This window comes from Yersinia sp. 2545 StPb PI (assembly GCF_052217125.1).
Lineage (GTDB): Bacteria > Pseudomonadota > Gammaproteobacteria > Enterobacterales > Enterobacteriaceae > Yersinia > Yersinia enterocolitica_E.
Window position 1 is genome coordinate 664,509 of record NZ_JAZGPY010000001.1, and the last position, 19,688, is coordinate 684,196.

Genomic DNA, 19,688 nt, shown 5'->3' on the forward strand with positions numbered 1-19,688 from the left:
TAATTCCTTGTTATTGTATTATCGGAATAGGTTAATAACGCTTAAGGATATCTTTTATATTTTCGGTGTTGGCTGCATTCAGTAATGATGTAATAGATTCATCGTCACAGAACATTTCACTTAATGCCTGAATAGCATAAATATGGGAGTCTGAATCTTTTGCTGCCAGGCCTATTAGTAATTTTACCGGTTCACTGTCAGCGTCGAAAATCACGCCTTTACGCAGCAATGTCAGGCTGAGTGCGGTGTGGTTCACGCCATTTTCAGGGCGGGCATGCGGCATAGCTATTTCTGGTGCCAAAATATAATAAGGCCCTATCTCACGTGTGGCATCTTTGATCGCCTGACTATATTCAGGTTTAACCGCATGATTATCGATTAGGCTTGCCATTGATAAATCAATAGCGTGTTCCCAATGCTCGGCGGAAGGATATATCGCAATACTATTTTCAGGAAAGAAATCGATAAGCGCCTGCATAGGGAGTCCTTATATTATTATTTTATCTTGGCGACCCATTAATTCATTCTCGTGGGCATTAACTGAAATTGAGCTTATTCTTGACGACGCGCTTAATCAAATCGATGAAAAAATGTGATCTGTGATACTAATGAAATGCAAACACTGAAAAACAGTAACTGTGATCACAATTATTTTATATAAATTAGTATTTGTATAAAAATGCAATAGTCTAAATTTGAAGTTAATCACAAATATTTAATTTTAATAAATTATTTATTTTGTGATTTTCGTCTTGTTTGTGGCATTGCGTAATGCATTATTTGTGAAAATTAAAGTGAGTGCTGTACTCCCAGCAGCAAAACGATGTTTTTTGACTGGATGAGGCGTACCTTCCTCGCGGTGCTGCATCTTCGTGCATTTGCCTCTAAAAAGTGCGGGGAAAGCGCACATACAGTGCTATCTCCCGTTACATCTCCTTTTCCCATTACTTAAAGTGCGGGTATTTCCGTTGTTCAGCGGTTATCTAGCATTTGGTACAAACATTGCTTTAGCCATAGACCGCACTATTACCATTAAATTTCTTTGATAGGGATAAGGTATGTCACAGGCGAAACAAGCACCGGAATTAAAACGTACGTTGGGCAGTTTTCAATTATGGGGTATTGCCGTCGGGTTGGTGATTTCCGGCGAGTATTTTGGTTGGAGCTACGGATGGGCGCAAGCGGGCACCTTAGGGTTCCTGTTTACCGCTCTGGGTGTGGCCGCGATGTACACGGCATTTATTTTTAGTTTTACCGAATTAACCACCGCTATTCCTCATGCCGGAGGGCCGTTTGCTTACGCTCACCGCGCTTTTGGCCCAACGGGTGGCTTTATTGCTGGTCTTGCGACGTTGATTGAGTTTGTATTTGCTCCTCCCGCCATTGCCATGGCAATTGGTGCCTATATTAATGTTCAATTCCCCGCAGTTGACCCAAAGTGGGTGGCGGTTGGGGCCTATCTGATATTTATGTCATTGAATATTCTGGGTGTCAGTATTGCTGCAACCTTCGAACTGTTGGTGACGATATTGGCCATTTTTGAGTTGCTGGTATTTATGGGCGTGGTCGCACCAGGCTTTGAAATCAGTAACTTTGTCAGAGGCGGTTGGGCTGGCGCGGATACATTCAGTATCGGGTCATTATCGGGGATTTTTGCCGCTATTCCCTTTGCTATCTGGTTCTTTTTGGCGATTGAAGGGGCTTCGATGGCTGCAGAGGAAGCAAAAGAGCCACAACGTACCATTCCGCGCGCCTTTATTGGCGGTATTTTGACCTTAGTGCTACTGGCATTAGGTGTGATGGTATTTGCCGGTGGGGTGGGCGACTGGACTAAGCTATCTAATATCAACGACCCACTGCCACAAGCAATGAAAATTATCGTTGGCAGCGACAGCGGTTGGTTACACATGCTGGTATGGCTTGGGCTGTTTGGTCTGATAGCCTCGTTCCATGGCATCATTATGGGCTATTCCCGCCAGATTTTTGCCTTGGCCCGCGCCGGTTATTTACCTAAGCCGCTGGCCAAAGTAAACCGCCGTTTCCGTACCCCACACCTGGCTATTTTGGCTGGTGGTGTTGTCGGGATTGGTGCTATTTTTTCTGACTCGTTGATTATTATTGGCGGCATGCCACTGACGGCAAATATTGTCACTATGTCGGTGTTTGGTGCCATCGTGATGTATATCATCTCAATGTTGTCATTATTCAAACTGCGACAAACAGAGCCACGCCTGACTCGCCCATTCTCCGCGCCGTTCTATCCGTTTGCGCCAGCATTGGCGTTAGTTTTGGCGGTTTTCTGTCTGATTGCGATGATCTATTACAACCCGCTGCTGGCTCTGATATTCGCTGGAATGATGTTGGTCGGTTATATTTATTTTCGTCTTACCCACCGTTCACGCGCTACTGCCGCATTTGATCCACAGCTCAGTGCTGCCGAGTGATCCATTCTTGCTATTAATGTCATCATTGTTCAGGCTGTTTATGCAGCCTGAACAACTAAGGGACGCAGTATGTACCAGACAACACTGAGCCATCGTAGTTACCACTTTGGCGATTTACGCGATTTGATGGCTAAAGCTTCACCGGCACGTTCGGGCGATTATCTGGCGGGCGTTGCGGCAGAAAGTGCTGAAGAACGCATGGCTGCCCGTATGACGCTGGCAGATCTGCCGCTAAAAACGTTTTTACAGCAAATGCTGATTCCTTATGAGCAGGATGAAGTCACACGGCTGATTATTGATAGCCACGACCCGCAGGCTTTTGCGCCAATAGCGCATCTGACCGTCGGCGATTTTCGTGACTGGTTACTCAGCGAGCAGGCCGACAGTGTGACGCTAGCGCAAGTCAGTGCTGGTATCACCCCAGAAATGGCCGCCGCGGTAAGTAAAATAATGCGTAATCAGGATTTGATTCTGGTGGCGAAAAAATGCCGTGTTATTACCCGATTCCGTAACACTATTGGCCTTGCCGGCCACTTAAGTGTGCGGCTACAACCCAATCACCCCACGGACAGTTTGCCGGGTATCGCCGCCAGCATGCTTGACGGCCTGCTGTATGGCAGCGGTGATGCTGTGATTGGCATCAATCCCGCCAGTGACAGCTTGCCATTGTTAGAAAAACTTAATTATATGCTGGATGACGTGATAAGCCGCTTTGAGATCCCCACTCAATCCTGCGTATTAACGCATGTTACTAACACGATTAAGTTGATTGAACGCGGAGCACCGGTTGATTTAGTGTTCCAGTCTATCGCGGGCAGTGAAGCTGCAAATGCCGGTTTTGGCATCAATCTGGCTTTGTTGGAAGAAGCACACTGTGCGGCATTGAGCCTCAAGCGAGGCACTGTCGGTGACAATGTGATGTATTTTGAAACTGGGCAGGGCAGTTGTCTCTCCGGTAATGCTCATTTCGGGGTTGATCAACAAACCTGCGAAGCGCGTGCTTATGCGATTGCTCGCTGCTTCTCACCGTTACTGACTAATACTGTCGTCGGGTTTATCGGGCCAGAATATCTTTATGATGGTAAGCAGATTATCCGTGCCGGTTTGGAAGACCATTTCTGTGGCAAGTTACTGGGTGTCCCACTCGGTTGTGATGTCTGCTATACCAACCATGCTGAGGCGGATCAGGATGATATGGATACCTTGCTGACCTTACTGGGGACCGCTGGACTGACCTTTATGATGGGGGTGCCGGGAGCTGATGACATCATGCTTAATTATCAAAGTACGTCGTTTCATGATGCGTTGTATATCCGGCAATTGCTCGGTCTGAAACATGCACCAGAGTTTGGTCTGTGGCTAGAGAAAATGAATATTATGGATGCTCAGGGGCGCTTGCGTGATACCGCGGCCAATCATCCGTTATTAGCACAGTTGCCACCTATGGGGGCATTCTGATGAGCGGAAATGAGATAATAAACGGGGTGTTACATCGCAATTCGTGGGCGGCTTTGCGTCAGTTTACTGCGGCGCGCATTGCTCTTGGCCGTACAGGAGCAAGCTTGCCGACTGAAGAGCTGTTGAAATTTGGTTTGGCACATGCACAGGCACGTGATGCTGTGCATCAGCCGTTTATCAGTGACGGTCTTGCTAATCAACTGGCAGATTCAGGATTACGGACACTTACCGTCAACAGTGCTGCGCCAGATCGTGCAACTTATCTGCGCCGCCCGGATCTTGGCCGAAAGCTATCGTCGCAAAGCCGTGAACAGTTGTGTGCATGGCCTGATAAGCAAGCCGACATCCTGTTGGTTATTGGTGACGGTCTGTCATCAAAAGCGGTACACCGGCAGGCAATTCCTTTGGTGATGGCCTTACGACCTTATTTGCAAACGCTCGGCTTATCACTGGCCCCGATAGTGTTGGCTCATCAATCACGGGTAGCATTAGGGGATGATGCAGGGGAGTGTTTACAAGCCAAAGCGGTTGTCATGTTGATTGGTGAAAGGCCGGGGCTTTCTTCCCCGGATAGTTTGGGGGTTTATATGACTTGGGGGCCGAACACGCGGCGGTTGGAGTCCGAGCGCAATTGTATTTCTAATATCCGGCCAGAGGGTTTGGATTATCCTCAGGCGGCTTTTAAGTTAGCCTGGTTGTTGGAGCAATCTTTCCAACGGCATTTATCGGGGGTGCAGCTTAAGGACGAAAGCGATAACTCGGCATTGCACGGGCGGGTAAGGCCAATTTACCCACTGATAACATGAGCAGTATATATGTCTGGATGTTTACTATTTAATGGCGGAAATTGCTATTTTTTGTGCTTTTAATTCGACTTTTAACATGTATTTTGGATAATGTTAAGTTATTCTATCTAAATGTTGCAGGCCGCTCTATCCTACACATCGCCTCGCTTTACAACTATTCTTATAAATATCTCACTAAATTTGAATTTTTTAACAGGTATTACTCCGCGTCATCATTTTCATGCTTTATGCAGTGGAGCTATTGGGAACATAAGGAAGAAACAATGGGACTACGAAGAAAGAGTGTTAAACCTATGCAACTCAATGATATTACAATCATTGATGATGCCAAACTGAAGAAGGCAATCACCGCAGCGGCGTTGGGCAACGCCATGGAGTGGTTCGATTTCGGGGTGTATGGTTTTGTCGCTTTTGCACTTGGTCAGGTATTTTTCCCCGGTGCTGATCCCGGTATTCAGATGATTGCTGCGCTGGCGACTTTTTCCGTTCCTTTCTTGGTTCGGCCCCTTGGTGGCTTATTCTTTGGTGCGTTAGGTGATAAATATGGGCGGCAAAAAGTACTGTCCGTCACCATCATTATTATGTCGGTCAGTACCTTCTGTATTGGTCTGATTCCCTCTTATGCCTCGATAGGTATTTGGGCACCGATATTATTGTTATTGGCAAAACTGGCACAGGGTTTTTCGGTTGGTGGCGAATATACCGGAGCCGCTATTTTTGTGGCTGAATATTCACCCGATAGAAAACGTGGTTTTCTTGGTAGTTGGTTGGATTTTGGTTCCATTGCAGGTTTCGTATTAGGCGCTGGAGTCGTTCTGCTTATTTCCAGCATTGTGGGTGAAGCCAGTTTCCTTGAGTGGGGATGGCGTATTCCGTTCTTCGTTGCTGCGCCATTAGGATTAATCGGTATCTATTTGCGTCATGCACTTGAAGAGACACCGACCTTTCAACAGCACGTCGATAAAATTGATAATGATTCACGCCACAATATTGCCGAGCCACCTAAGGTTTCTTTCCGTGAGATTTTAACCAAACAATGGAAAAGCCTGATTATCTGTGTCGGGATGGTTATTGCCACCAACGTCACTTATTACATGCTACTGACCTACATGCCAAGCTACCTATCCCATAGTCTGCATTATTCTGAAGATCATGGTGTATTGATTATCATTGCAATCATGCTGGGTATGTTATTCGTTCAGCCTGTGATGGGATTAATGAGCGATAAATTCGGCCGTAGACCTTTTGTTATTTGTGGCAGTATTGGGCTGTTTATTCTCGCTATTCCCAGCTTTATTTTGATTAATAGCGGCATCATCGGTTTGATATTTTGTGGTTTGTTGATCCTGGCTATTTTGCTTAACTGTTTTACGGGGGTGATGGCCTCAATATTACCCGCAATGTTCCCAACCCATATCCGCTACAGCGCATTAGCTATCGCATTTAATGTGTCGGTGTTGGTTGCAGGGCTGACACCAACGGCCGCAGCGTGGTTGGTTGAAACAACGCAAAATCTGTTTATGCCCGCTTATTACTTAATGGTGGTGGCGGTTATTGGTTTGGTTACTGGAATATTTATGAAAGAGACTGCCAATATGCCACTGAAAGGGGCGACGCCAGCCGCGTCTGATCGGGCGGAGGCCAGAGAGATATTGCAGGAACACCATGATCATATCGAACACAACATTGATGATATTGATCAAGAAATAGCCGAACTTGAGAAAAAGAGAAAGAATCTTATCGCTCAACATCCTGATATTAATTAATCAGTTTTGAGGGGTACGTCAGAGTGTTAATTTGATTTATATCAATAAAATTCATTTCTATACAATGGTTTACCTTTCTATTCAAATCTGTCTTTGACCCTCCCCCAAGGGGAGGGTTTAGATTATCAGTCATTATTCCAACTTATCTAGAACATTTCCTCTTACTGGAAGGATACCATGACAGTGAAAAAGACATTTGCAACAACAGCCCGACTGGCTATTGTTGCTTTAGCTGCAGTCACTTTTAGCCATTTCGCCGCGGCGACGACACAAACGGAATTTTTGACTCAACATGGCTTAGCGGGAAAAACTACTGAGCAAATGATTGAGACCATCGATCAATCCAAACAAGAACGCCCTTTGGCATATTCAGCTTCGGTAACGAGTGCGGAACTCACCTTATCCGATGAACAACAGCGGTATTCTTTTCCCTTGGGTGATAAGTTCTATCTCTCATTCGCCCCCTATGTAAACCAAACTCACCCATGCTTCAATCACAGTTTGTCTGGCTGTCGTGGTGAATTGGCGAATACCGCATTTGATGTGAAAATTACCGATAAAGCCGGGAAAGTTATCCTGCAAGATACACTGACCAGCTATCAGAATGGTTTTATTGGTGTGTGGTTGCCACGCAATACTGAAGGGACTATCGAAGTGAGTTATCAAGGCCTCAAAGCTGTATCACCTTTTGCGACCCAAGCTGAAAGCCAAACCTGCATGACAACATTGCAACTAAAAAAATAAACGACTTAACGGCAAATCTTAACAATCGATAGAATAATAATAACCAGCTTAGCGGCTGGTTTTTTATTTCCTCGTGGCTGTAATAATAGATGTTTTTCTTGCCACTCTCGAGTTTTTTTTAAATTATTAAATCCTGTTTATACTCCTTATGACGAGGGATAATATCTGGCGTAAGTGATATTAAGTTTACGTTATGCAAATGAAATGACTAAGAGAAATATAATTATTTATAAATTATTATTTTTACGATATAGTTCGCTCCTTTATGGTGAAAATACGCAAAATTAAAGGAAACCTATCCGCATACGTTATAACTTTCCTTTTTCTGTTTACTTGGCTACCTGTCTCTATAGCCGAGTTCATTAAGTGTAGAAGATTATATTATGTTTCAATTGATGCAGAGTGTTTTGACAAGTTCCTTTAATGCGGTCTGTATTATCTATCTTTGCATATCATTACCTTATCTTTATATTATTACCAGACAAAAACCTAATCAGTTACATTATAAAATTCTAATGGGCGTGATTGCCGGTTTTACTGCAACCTATCTTGCTGATTTTCATAACCAAACCAGTGCGACACTCTATGGGTTAATCATTAGTCCTATTGTCCTGACAGCATTAATTTTTGGCCCAATCCCCTTATTGATAAGCTATGCTATCCATGCGGTATTTGTATTTGGATTATCGCCATTTTATGATATTTTCATTATGTCTTTCATGTTTTTATCTATAGCGCTAAAAATTTGGGATAATAAAAGATATGCTACTTTTTTCCTTTCGGTTTTCATTCCACAATGTATAAATATTGCTTTGAATTTTGAACGGCTAATCTCTTTAGGATACCTTCCCCGTTCAATATTTAAATCCGCGATGAGCATTATTTTACTCTCGATACTCTATTTTATTTTTAGCCGCTTTCAAAAAACGTTTAGTAAATTCTCTATTTTGCAATTCCAATCTTCGACGGATCAACTGACTAAATTACCTAATAGATTCAGTATTAATCACCATTTGGATAATTTTAGAGAAACGCATAAGGACTGCTTTATTGCTTTGATTGATATAGATTTTTTTAAAAGGGTTAATGATAATCATGGACATTCTGCCGGTGATAAAATTTTATATGATATCGCCCAGGAACTAACGTCAGTGATTAGAGGAAATGATTTTCTGGCGCGGTATGGCGGTGAAGAATTTTTGCTGTTAATACATACCGCAGATAACAGAATTGCCAGTGAGATCTTGGTGCGGATAACTACACATATCCGCGATACGCTGTTTATTACACCGGACAACCACTCTCTCAACATTACGATATCTATCGGTGCAGCTTTATATGTTAAAGACACCTCATTTGATGATGCGATTAAGTCAGCCGACAAAGCACTCTACCGAGCGAAGAATGGTGGTCGAGATCAAGTTGTTTTTCATTAGGTTTTGTATGATTAGGCCATTGTGTAAGTCAGGATCTTTAACTTAGCATAGGCTTTTCCCCTAAGGCCTTTGTAGCTTAACAGCGGGTCCACATACATTGTAGAGGTTGGCGGTGACCAGAGAACATGTTGTTATTGTCATTGATATGCAAAATGGGGTTTTTGCTAATCCACGTTTTGATCGTGAAGGTCGCGTCGTTCGTATTAATCAGTTGATCGACCATGCTGACCAAGTCATTTTCATACAGCATGCAGAAGATGAAATGACACAAGGGAGTGAATTGTGGCAACTGCTACCGGAATTACATTACCCGCAGAATGCTATTTCTGTTACCAAAACAGCGTGTGATTCGTTTTATCTTACCTCGCTCGACACTATTATTGCCCAGCTAGGGGCTACTCATCTGACTATTTGTGGTTGTGCCACGGATTACTGTGTTGATACCACCATCAAAATTGCCGCCAGTAAAGGGTATGCTCTGACCATCGCTTCTGATGCCCATACCACTGCGGACCGGAAATATGCCACGGCTCAGCAGCTTATCGCGCAACATAATGAGGTTTGGTCTGAGCTGTCCATTCCGGGGAACCGTATCACAGTAAAAACGACGCAGCAGATCCTCGCTGACTGGCTGGATTAAATTCCTCTGGGCATACTCGCTTAGCACTATTTTATTAGGTGATGTGTGCCCATAGTCTGATGCGATACACTAGATAAAAATGATGAGTAGGAATAAGTAAACACCATCCAGATTACGTCTACGGTACTGATGATTTGGTAAGGTTCGCTGATATTATTCTTTTCTCTTATCACCCATCCATGTTTTTTTATCTTTAAAATAGAGAAATATCAAGAATTAATCTTGTGTTCATAGAACACGAATGGCGTATTTTATATAAGATTTATGGGACTATGCATTGTAATTAAAGTAATGTAATTCCTAATTCCTTGTAGGATTATTCTCTTTCTTTGTGTGATAAATCTTTTTTTGATGATAATCAATAAAAAATATACATCTGTAAATTGAAGTCTAGTTGGTGATTGATTTTGATATTTTTCTTAAGTTGGATTTAAATGCTGACTTTTTCTTTAAATGTAGTTTTTTATTCCGATAAAAATAACCATTTCAATATATTTTCTTATGGGACAAATCTTGTTCTATTTTTTAAATATACGTATAAATAAAGACATATAGATAAGGTATGTTGGATGTTAACTTTATTTTAGTCTTTAGATGGCTGGATTTAAAACGAAGCACCTTGGGTGTGTTCGCCGACTGATAGCCTGGGACTCTCTCTCCTCTAAACGAAAATCGCTTACTTATTGAATCATTAGTTTATGACGTTTTCCTCTTTCGTCTGATTTGTAAGGTGCGATGCCATCAATACACTTTCAATAAGATTTTAATCTTTTAAGGATATATATGAACGCAATTTTTAAAGTTATTTGGAATATATCCTTGAGTATATGGGTTGCGGTCGGTGAGTTTGCCAAGGGAAAACAAAAATCAAAAACTACCCAGCGAGGCTCCACAGCCACACCTTTACTTGAAAAATCAGGTAAACATCTTTCTCCTAAAATAGCTATTGTAGCCGCCGCCGTGATGGGGGTGTTTGGTATTCAACCTGCTTTTGCTATCAGTGTCGGCGATTGTGCTGCTATGGGCACAAACTGCGTGACGGTATCAACCGCGGCAGGTTTAGTCGCTGCATTAAGTAGTGCGGGGGCGGGAAGTACTGCCACCACGATCCTATTGACAGCAGATATCAATCTTGCAACCGCATATGCTGGGGGGATCACAGTAAACCAAGCCGCAAATGCCCGGCAAAATCTGGTGATTGATGGTGGTGGCTATAACTTAAACTACGCGAACTATGCTTTCCTCATGGCGGCAGGAACCACAAACAATGCCGCCTGGAGTTCGCAAAATGCAACGTTCCAACTCGTCAACTTTGGCGACATTACGTCAACGCTTGCGATCACAAGCGGCATAGTTTCCCGACTGGTGTATGTACAAGACGACACGACTCGGTTAGACGTCACTTTGGATAACATCAAGTCAGTACCCAATGGAAAACTGGTTGCGATGGGTGTTGATAGCGCTGCGGTCGCACCCAATAAGATCGGTAGAGTGATATTCGGCAATATTACCCAGCCTATTACCTTAAATTTTGGCACTTATAGACAATCAGTTTTAGGCAGTAATATTACATTTACGGGACATTTCAACTTAACAGGGATAACAAGCCCTGATTATCCGGCGGTATTCTGGAGTAATGATACAGCAGCGAATAGCGTGCTTCATTTTGCCAATGGTGCCGATGTTAATATTACGGGCACGCGGCTCACTAATGGACCCGGTGTTGTTGGTGTTGGCGTGGCCTCGTATAACTATATGATTGATGATGGTGCCAAATTAACCCTGACTATCGATAGCCAAAACCCGTTAGGGGTGGCTAACTATGGTGTACAGATAGGTTCTTATAATCCGGTTACCGGATTATTTGGTTCCGGTGCAGTGATTAACATGAATAACTTGGCGGGTGATGTCATCAGTAATGCCCCCAGTACGACAACAACTTCATATATTTACAATGGTCCGGCCTCGCCTAATGATGTTATCTACAATCTGGCCGCGGGTTCAAATCTTGTTGTTGCTGCCGGAGCGGCCAATGATGGGATTATTGCCAGCAAAACCCTTGCAGGGACGGGGAATATTTATATCCGTTCAGCGGCGACCATCTCTGATGGCACGCAAAATACCACCGCGGGTACTGGGATTAATATCAGTGCTGCCTCATCGGGCAATGTGGTCGTTCGTAATGAGGCTGAGGGTACTATCAGAAAAGCAACCGGTATCAGTGTCACTGATACCGGTAGTGGGACGGTTAATGTCACTAACGCGGGCACGATCAACAGTACTACTGCCGGGATAGTCCTTACCCATAATGGCAGTGGCACGGCTAGTTTGACCAACAGTGGTTCGATTACTAGCACCACGGCGGGGATTGCAGTTTCAGCTGCCACGGCACAAACAATCAATATTGATAATACTGGTGGCACAGTGAGTGCCAGTGCTGGAACAGGTATTAATGTTCTAACCAATGCGTTGCTAAATATGGTCGGTGGGGCGATTACCACGACGGGTGCGGCGAATGCTTTAACTTTTGCTGGCACTAGCAATAGCCATGTTTTGACTGACTTGATTCTTAATCTGAATGGTACCGGTGCCGCTTTCTCAAAGGCGGCGGGTGTTAATCTGGCATTAAACCATATCATCTTCAACACGGTGACGGGCACTGCGCTAAATAGCCTGGCCGGTCTGACATTTGCCAACAGTGTTAATGGCAATAATATTATTAATGTGACAGGTGCGGGGACCGGGATAAATTCTGTTGGTGGGGTCGATCTCAGTAATGCGTATTTGGACATTAATGTGACCGACAGTGCTGGCACCGGGCTGCAAGTAGCCGATGGTGCAGTAACGGCGACCACTATTGGTGCGAATACCCTGATCAATGCAACGGGTGCAACGGCGATTAATTTCGCAGGCACCACTGCAAAGACATTGAATAATAACGGGACGATTAATGGTGCGGTGACATTTGCCGGAACAGCGGCAAATATAATCAATAATAACTCGATATTGAATGGATCATTAACCACAGGTTCCGGCAGCGATACATTAGCTCTTGGTAGCACATCGCAAAGTAATGGTGCGATTAATCTGGGTGACGGGAATAACAATGTCACTATCGAGAATGGCGCACAGGTATCCTCCATTACAACAGGCACAGGCGACGATACTTTTACTCTTAATAATATGACGCTGGGGAGCACTTATTTAGGTGCTCTAAATGCCGGTAGTGGCTCAAATACCCTGAACTTCAATAACTCATTTGATTCTCTGGCGAGTGGTACGTCGTTACAGGGCTTTACTAATATCAATCTTATCGATAGCCAAATTACCCTGAATTCTGACGATAACGTCGGTAGCGGGGCAATTAATATCAGCGCGAGTAGCGAGTTACTTTTTGGCAGCACATTCAATAGCACACTGAACGCCTCATTAGGCCATGTTGCCGGCGGGGATGGTTTAGCCATTGTTGATAACGGTGCTAATGTTTCGTTGAGCCAGGCCAGTACTTTTGCTGGCGATTGGCAAGTGAATCAGAGCGGTACTCTAACAGTCAGCAACAGCAATCAGTTGGGGACGAGTAACCTTTCACTGGATGGCACACTGAATTTGAATGGTGTGGCTACGTATAACAACTCCCTGTTGGGAACCGGTTTATTAAATATTGATACCGCGAATAACACCTTCAATTTTGGTGCTAATACAGGCACGGGATTCGCCGGTACGATTGATATGAAAAACACTGTTTTCACCCTGAGTGGTGATAATACAGCCGCATTGAGCAATGCCTCCTTTATTGCGTCTGCAGGGGCTCTGGTTGCGGTGGATAATAGCAATCAGGCGATAGGTAATTTTATTCTCAACGGCGGTACCTCTGCATTTTCTAATGGCAGTTTAATTACTGCCGACACGTTGGCGGTGACAAACGACAGCAATATCAGAGTCGATCCGGCCATGAGTACCGCCGGAAACATACTCGATCAAGACACTGGCAGCTCAGTCAAATTAATTGACAGTAGCAATACCCTATCAGCAACAGATTTGGCGCGACTGACACTCATGGATTTGTCGGGTGCGAGTTTAGGTCCTGATACTTCAATGAGTGTTATTCAGGGGGCGAATACGGTAGCACAAGCCCTTTATAACTATACCTTATCCGGCGTCGGTAGCGGCTTGAGCATAACCTCTGTGCTGACTCGGTTGGCAATAATCTCCGGGCAGACATTAACGCTGACGTCACAGGGCGCATTGGATACCAATAAACTGCTGACTGCTCAACTGACTGGTAGCGGTAATTTAGCTATTGGCGCGGATAACAGCGAAATGACGCTGAACAATGCCACGAACGATTACACCGGTAGCACATTGGTGAATTGCGGTATCTTGAATCTGGGCAGCGATAATGCGCTGGGACAGACCTCTGGATTAACAACCGCGGCGGGTACTAATACTAATATCAATGGTCACAGCCAGACTGTCGGCGCACTGACCAATGCTGGTACGGTAACGTTGGGCACGGGTGGGGTGCTGAACAGCGGCGTGCTGTCCAACAGCAGTATCCTTGATATCACTGGCGGGACACTGAATCTGGCGGCGGGCGGAGTATCAACCGCGACCGGCGGTTTGACTGGTGCGGGTACTCTGAACATCAACGGCGGTGACTTGGCGGTCAGTGGTGCTAACAGCGGCTTAAGCGGCCAGACCCTGATTGCGTCGGGCGCGTCGGCAACCCTGAACGGGGCCGGTACACTGGGCAGCAGTGCCATTAATGTGCTGGGTGATTTAAACCTGAACGGGGCCAATGCGGCACTGGCCAATGTGCTGAGCGGCACGGGCGACATCAATACCAACGCTGCGGTGACCCTGACCGGCACTAACAGCTTTAGCGGCGCACACCATATCGGTGCCACAGGGGCATTAACGGTAACGCAGGCCGGTAATCTGGGAGCCTCGACGGCTACTGTGAATCTGGATACCGCCACTTCCCATCTGGTGCTGAACGGCCTTAGCGGCGCGGTTGCCAATGCTCTCAGCGGCGTGGCGGATTCGACTGTTGATATCAACAATGGTGCGAATGTGTCGCTGACCGGCAATAACAGTGGCTTCCTCGGTCAGTATGCGCTGGCGGACAGCAGTAAATTGACGGTGGCCTCAACCAATAATCTGGGGGCTGCTTCCTCTGTGGCCCTGGCGGGCGCACAGGATATTCTGGCGCTGAGCGGCTTTAACGGCATCTTTGGTAATACGGTCACCGGCAGCGGTATCTTGCAGGTCACCGACAGCAGTGATGTGACCCTGAATAACACCAACAGTGTGGACAATGCGGTCACGGTGGATATCACGGATGCCACCTTGAATCTGGCTGATATCGCGCTGTTTGACCATGCACTGACCGGCACTGGCACGCTGAACATTGATACTGCCAATAACATTTTCAATTTTGGTGTTAATACTGGCACGGCATTCGCCGGTACGATTGATATTGAAAACACTGTTTTTGCCCTGAGTGGCGATAATACCAGCACATTGGGCAATGCGTTGTTTGTGGCCTCTGGCGGTACGTTGATGACCGTAGGCAGTGGCAATCAGATACTGGGTAACTTTACCCTAAATGGTGCGACGACAGTATTTGGCTCTGGCAGCTTAATCGTCACTGACACGTTGGCGGTGACGAATAGCAGTACCATCCAAGTTGATCCGGCTCTCACCACTGGCGGGAATTTACTTGATCAGGACACTGGCAGTTCAGCCCAATTAATCAGCAGTAATAATACGCTCTCTACACCTGAGTTGGCGCTCCTGACATTACAAGACAGTTTGGGTAATAGCCTGGGTAATGGCACAACTGAAGATATTACTCAGGGGAGCAATATAGTTGCTGAGGCACTTTATAACTACGGATTATCGGGCAATGGCGGTGGCTTAAGTGTGACGTCAAGTCTGACTCAGTTGACGTTACTTTCCGGCCAAAGTTTGACGCTGACGTCACAGGGCGCGGTGAATGCTGATCACACCTTGCTGGCGAAAGTGACTGGTACGGGTAATTTAGCTATTGGCGCGGATAACAGCGAAATGACGCTGAACAATGCCACGAACGATTACACCGGTAGCACATTGGTGAATGGCGGTATCTTGAATCTGGGCAGCGATAATGCGCTGGGACAGACCTCTGGATTAACAACCGCGGCGGGTACTAATACTAATATCAATGGTCACAGCCAGACTGTCGGCGCACTGACCAATGCTGGTACGGTAACGTTGGGCACGGGTGGGGTGCTGAACAGCGGCGTGCTGTCCAACAGCAGTATCCTTGATATCACTGGCGGGACACTGAATCTGGCGGCGGGCGGAGTATCAACCGCGACCGGCGGTTTGACTGGTGCGGGTACTCTGAACATCAACGGCGGTGACTTGGCAGTCAGTGGTGCTAACAGCGGCTTAAGCGGCCAGACCCTGATTGCGTCGGGCGCGTCGGCAACCCTGAACGGGGCCGGTACACTGGGCAGCAGTGCCATTAATGTGCTGGGTGATTTAAACCTGAACGGGGCCAATGCGGCACTGGCCAATGTGCTGAGCGGCACGGGCGACATCAATACCAACGCTGCGGTGACCCTGACCGGCACTAACAGCTTTAGCGGCGCACACCATATCGGTGCTGCCGGTACGTTGAGCGCCGGTCAAGCCAGTAATCTCGGTGCTTCAACCGCTACTGTGAATCTGGATACCGCCACCTCCAATCTGGTGCTGAACGGTCTTAGCGGCGCGGTTGCCAACGCCCTCAGCGGCGTGGCGGATTCAACTGTTGATATCAACAATGGTGCGAATGTGTCGCTGACCGGCAATAACAGTGGCTTCCTCGGTCAGTATGCGCTGGCGGACAGCAGTAAATTGACGGTGGCCTCAACCAATAATTTGGGGGCTGCTTCCTCTGTGGCCCTGGCGGGCGCACAGGATATTCTGGCGCTGAGCGGCTTTAACGGCATCTTTGGTAATACGGTCACCGGCAGCGGTATCTTGCAGGTCACCGACAGCAGTGATGTGACCCTGAATAACACCAACAGTGTGGACAATGCGGTCACGGTGGATATCACGGATGCCACCTTGAATCTGGCTGATATCGCGCTGTTTGACCATGTACTGACCGGCAGCGGCACACTGAATGTGGCGAAGAATGATGCCAGCACGGCATTTGATTTCGGCTCTTCAGTGGGCGGCGCATTCAGTGGCATTGTGAATTTGCAAAATACCATTTTCAATATCGATGGTTTGAATACAACAGCGTTGACGAATTCCACACTGAAATTATCCAGCGGCAGTCTGGCCTCCGTGGCCGACGGTGTACAGAATATCGGTGGGCTGGCGCTCAATGGCGGTACGTTGCTGTTTAATAATCTGGTGGATAACTCAGGTATCATCAGCTCCTTAGGAACCCTCACGGCGAATAATATCGATACCACCGGTGGCGGTGAGGTTCGGGTTAATTTACCAGTGAATGTCACACCAGATCTTGGCGGTTTGTCGGTGATGCAACTGGATGAAGGGGAGATCATTGTGACCTTGGCCTCCGGCGCTGCGACCGGAACCGGGCATGAGCTGACGTTATCTGATGCACTTGGTGACCCGTTAAGTGCGACCGTTTATCAGTCTATTTCTAACCCTAGTGCACTCTCACCGGCGGCACTGGGTTCGTTTAATTACGGCATGACCACCGGGACCGGTTTTGATGGGTTGTACGTCAATTATGGGCTGAAGGCGTTGGAGTTGCAGAGCACAGGTAATGACGCGCTGATATTAACGGCAACCTTGGCAAACAATGGTACACAGGCTAATGATCTCTCCGCTCAGGTGACGGGCAGTGGCGACCTGGCCTTTGTTTCCGCTAATGACGGCAGCATTGCATCGTTATCGAATTCGACCAACAGCTATACCGGCGCGACATGGGTGCGTGCAGGCAATGTCCGTCTGGCTGCGGATTCAGCACTGGGGCAAACTTCTCTGCTGGCGATGAGCACGGCGACGAATGTGGATCTCAACGGGACTCAGCAGACGGTGGGTCAGTTAGCCACTGAAACCGGCAGTACATTGGACTTCAATAGCGGCAAGTTAACCGTCACTAATGGCGGGCAGGTTGATGGCGTATTGACGGGCGTTGGTGAGCTGGATCTGGCCGGCGGTTTACTGAGTATCACTCAAGCTAATAGTGGTTTTACTGGCAGCACTGACATTGCCAGTGGCGCGACAGCACATCTGTATCAGGTCCAAGGGCTAGGCTCGGGAGCGATTAACAATAACGGCCTGCTTAATCTGGATAATACCAGCGGGGAGTTGCTGAACGCGTTGGCGGGTAGCGGCAACGTCCAACTTTCCAACAGTGCCAATGTCCAACTGGCCGCAGACAATAGTGGCTATTCGGGCTTATTTACCACTGACGCAGGGACGGTGTTGACCGCCAATAATGCAGGCAATCTGGGGAGCAGCAGTGTTGCAAACAACGGTGAGCTAATCTTGGATACGGCGTCAGTCTGGAATTTATCCAACGCGATCAGCGGTAGCGGTACATTGGTTAAACGTGGCAGCGGCACGGTAAAAATTGATAGTGGTACAGTCAGTGCCAGTTTGACGACGATTGAAAACGGTTTGCTGCAACTGGGCAGTTCAACAGCCACCTCGACCCTGACGGTGAATGAGTCACCATTGGCCCGTACATTGGTGGCCACACTGGCATCCAATGTCGTCAATCTGGTCAGTGACGTGTTGATTACTAACACCGGCTCATTAGGTGGATACGGCCAGGTGACAGGGAATGTGGAAAACCGTGGCAACCTGATTATGCCAAATGCCTTAACCGGCGGCGATTTCGGGACCTTCATTATTGATGGCAATTATACCGGCGATAACGGCACTGTGGTCTTCAATACTATTCTGGCCGGTGATTCATCAGTAACCGATCGGCTGTTGATTACTGGCAATACCGCAGGGCAAAGTTTTGTCACCGTGAACAATATTGGTGGTAATGGTGCGCGGACCTCTGAGGGCATCAAAATCATTGATGTCGGTGGCGATTCTGCCGGGCAGTTTACCCTGAATGGTCGTGCTGTGGCGGGTGCCTATGAGTACTTCTTGTATCAAGGTGGTGTTAGCTCGCCGACCGATGGTGACTGGTATCTGCGCACTCAAGCAGATGAGCGCCGCCCTGAACCGGCAAGTTATACCGCGAACCTGGCCGCGGCCAACTCAATGTTTGTAACCAGTTTGGCTGATCGCTCCGGTGAAACAGTGTATACCGATGTCTTTACGGGTGAAGAGAAAACGACCAGCCTGTGGTTACGCAATGAAGGCAGCCATAACCGTTCCCGTGATGACAGTGGCGAATTGAAAACGCAAGATAACCGATATGTGATGCAGTTGGGGGGTGATGTGGCGCAATGGAGCCGCAACACACAAGATCTGTGGCGCGTCGGGGTTATGGCGGGTTATGCCAATAGCAGCAGCTCTTCTGTGGCACAGGAAACCGGTTATCGGTCCAACGGTTCGGTAGATGGCTACAGTGTGGGGGTATATGGCACATGGTTTGCTGATAGTCAGGATAATACCGGTGCTTATGTTGACACCTGGCTGCAATACAGTTGGTTTAATAATCAGGTTGATGGACAAGATCTCACCACCGAGAAATATGACTCGAAAGGGTTCACTGCTGCGGTCGAGAGTGGCTATGCCTTCAAAGTGGGCCAGAGCGTTAACCAAAATTACTTTATTCAGCCAAAAGCTCAAGTGGTGTGGATGGGAGTGAAAGCCGATTCTCATACAGAAACCAATGGCACAGTAGTCTCCGGCGAGGGGAATAACAACATTCAAACCCGCTTGGGTGTAAAGGCCTTTATCAGCCCAATACCTACCGCTGAAAAAGCCAACGTTCCGGCATTTAAGCCATATGTTGAGGCCAATTGGGTCCATAACACCAAAGATTTTGGCACCACCCTCGATGGTATAACCGTGAAGCAAGCGGGTGCAGCCAATATTGCTGAGTTGAAATTGGGTGTCGAAGGCCAGATCAATAACAAGCTGAATCTGTGGGGTAATGTCGGCCAGCAAGTGGGTAATAATGGCTACAGCGACAGCAGTATCACGTTAGGGGTTAAATATAATTTCTAACTGAAACCAGCCGTTATAAGCCATTAACGGCACATATCATCAGGTATGTGCCGTTTTTTATGGTTAAAGCTGTACTGAAAAATATCAATGACAGTGGTAGCTGTAGTTGATTCTTTTGGTTTTATATTTTGAATTTATTTTGTTGGCAGCTTATTAAGCTGAGTTTCCTGTATTGTACGATGCTAAATTAATATCATTATTTAAATTATGGTATTTAATATTGCATTAAATTAAATGTGTAATGA

Annotated in this window: 9 protein-coding genes; 8 read left to right on the plus strand and 1 reads right to left on the minus strand. The window is 46.6% G+C overall.

The features are described 5' to 3' along the window. Positions 1 to 31 precede the first annotated feature (31 nt). Positions 32 to 478 carry a PTS sugar transporter subunit IIA gene (locus V1955_RS02900; protein WP_442820496.1) on the minus strand — a complete coding sequence of 149 codons (447 nt, stop codon included), beginning with the start codon at positions 476 to 478 and terminating at the stop codon, positions 32 to 34. Between the two features lie 580 nt (positions 479 to 1,058). On the opposite strand from V1955_RS02900, the gene eat reads away from it, so the two are divergent. The 8 genes from eat to V1955_RS02940 all read left to right on the plus strand — a co-directional run bounded on the left by eat (position 1,059) and on the right by V1955_RS02940 (position 19,443). After that, positions 1,059 to 2,444 carry an ethanolamine permease gene (eat, locus tag V1955_RS02905; protein WP_442820497.1) on the plus strand — a complete coding sequence of 462 codons (1,386 nt, stop codon included), beginning with the start codon at positions 1,059 to 1,061 and terminating at the stop codon, positions 2,442 to 2,444. 69 nt (positions 2,445 to 2,513) lie between these two features. Further along, the gene (locus V1955_RS02910; RefSeq protein ID WP_442820498.1) at positions 2,514 to 3,902 is read left to right on the plus strand and encodes an ethanolamine ammonia-lyase subunit EutB; all 1,389 of its coding nucleotides are present in this window, start codon (positions 2,514 to 2,516) and stop codon (positions 3,900 to 3,902) included. Beyond that, positions 3,902 to 4,708 (plus strand): ethanolamine ammonia-lyase subunit EutC, encoded by an 807-nt coding sequence (gene eutC, locus V1955_RS02915; RefSeq protein WP_420073807.1) that lies wholly within the window; start codon positions 3,902 to 3,904, stop codon positions 4,706 to 4,708. The genes V1955_RS02910 and eutC overlap by 1 nt, the downstream gene beginning before the upstream one ends. Positions 4,709 to 4,971: 263 nt before the next feature. Then, positions 4,972 to 6,474: a glycine betaine/L-proline transporter ProP gene (proP, locus tag V1955_RS02920; protein WP_083162503.1), complete on the plus strand. Its 1,503-nt coding sequence runs from the start codon at positions 4,972 to 4,974 to the stop codon at positions 6,472 to 6,474. A gap of 183 nt (positions 6,475 to 6,657) precedes the next feature. Continuing rightward, positions 6,658 to 7,218, plus strand: a complete 561-nt coding sequence (gene cueP, locus V1955_RS02925; protein WP_193784774.1) for a copper-binding periplasmic metallochaperone CueP — start codon at positions 6,658 to 6,660, stop codon at positions 7,216 to 7,218. A gap of 383 nt (positions 7,219 to 7,601) precedes the next feature. Then, positions 7,602 to 8,654: a GGDEF domain-containing protein gene (locus V1955_RS02930; RefSeq protein WP_227746581.1), complete on the plus strand. Its 1,053-nt coding sequence runs from the start codon at positions 7,602 to 7,604 to the stop codon at positions 8,652 to 8,654. A gap of 112 nt (positions 8,655 to 8,766) precedes the next feature. Then, entirely contained in the window at positions 8,767 to 9,294 is a 528-nt protein-coding gene (locus V1955_RS02935; protein ID WP_083162507.1) for an isochorismatase family protein, read from the plus strand. Between the two features lie 783 nt (positions 9,295 to 10,077). Beyond that, positions 10,078 to 19,443 (plus strand): autotransporter outer membrane beta-barrel domain-containing protein, encoded by a 9,366-nt coding sequence (locus tag V1955_RS02940; RefSeq protein ID WP_442820499.1) that lies wholly within the window; start codon positions 10,078 to 10,080, stop codon positions 19,441 to 19,443. Positions 19,444 to 19,688 lie beyond the last annotated feature (245 nt).

Excerpts from the sequence above, each read along its gene's own strand:
- V1955_RS02900 (WP_442820496.1), bottom strand. The coding sequence starts at position 478 with ATGCAGGCGCTTATCGATTTCTTTCCTGAAAATAGTATTGCGATATAT.
- eat (WP_442820497.1), top strand. The coding sequence starts at position 1,059 with ATGTCACAGGCGAAACAAGCACCGGAATTAAAACGTACGTTGGGCAGT.
- V1955_RS02910 (WP_442820498.1), top strand. The coding sequence starts at position 2,514 with ATGTACCAGACAACACTGAGCCATCGTAGTTACCACTTTGGCGATTTA.
- eutC (WP_420073807.1), top strand. The coding sequence starts at position 3,902 with ATGAGCGGAAATGAGATAATAAACGGGGTGTTACATCGCAATTCGTGG.
- proP (WP_083162503.1), top strand. The coding sequence starts at position 4,972 with ATGGGACTACGAAGAAAGAGTGTTAAACCTATGCAACTCAATGATATT.
- V1955_RS02930 (WP_227746581.1), top strand. The coding sequence starts at position 7,602 with ATGTTTCAATTGATGCAGAGTGTTTTGACAAGTTCCTTTAATGCGGTC.
- V1955_RS02940 (WP_442820499.1), top strand. The coding sequence starts at position 10,078 with ATGAACGCAATTTTTAAAGTTATTTGGAATATATCCTTGAGTATATGG.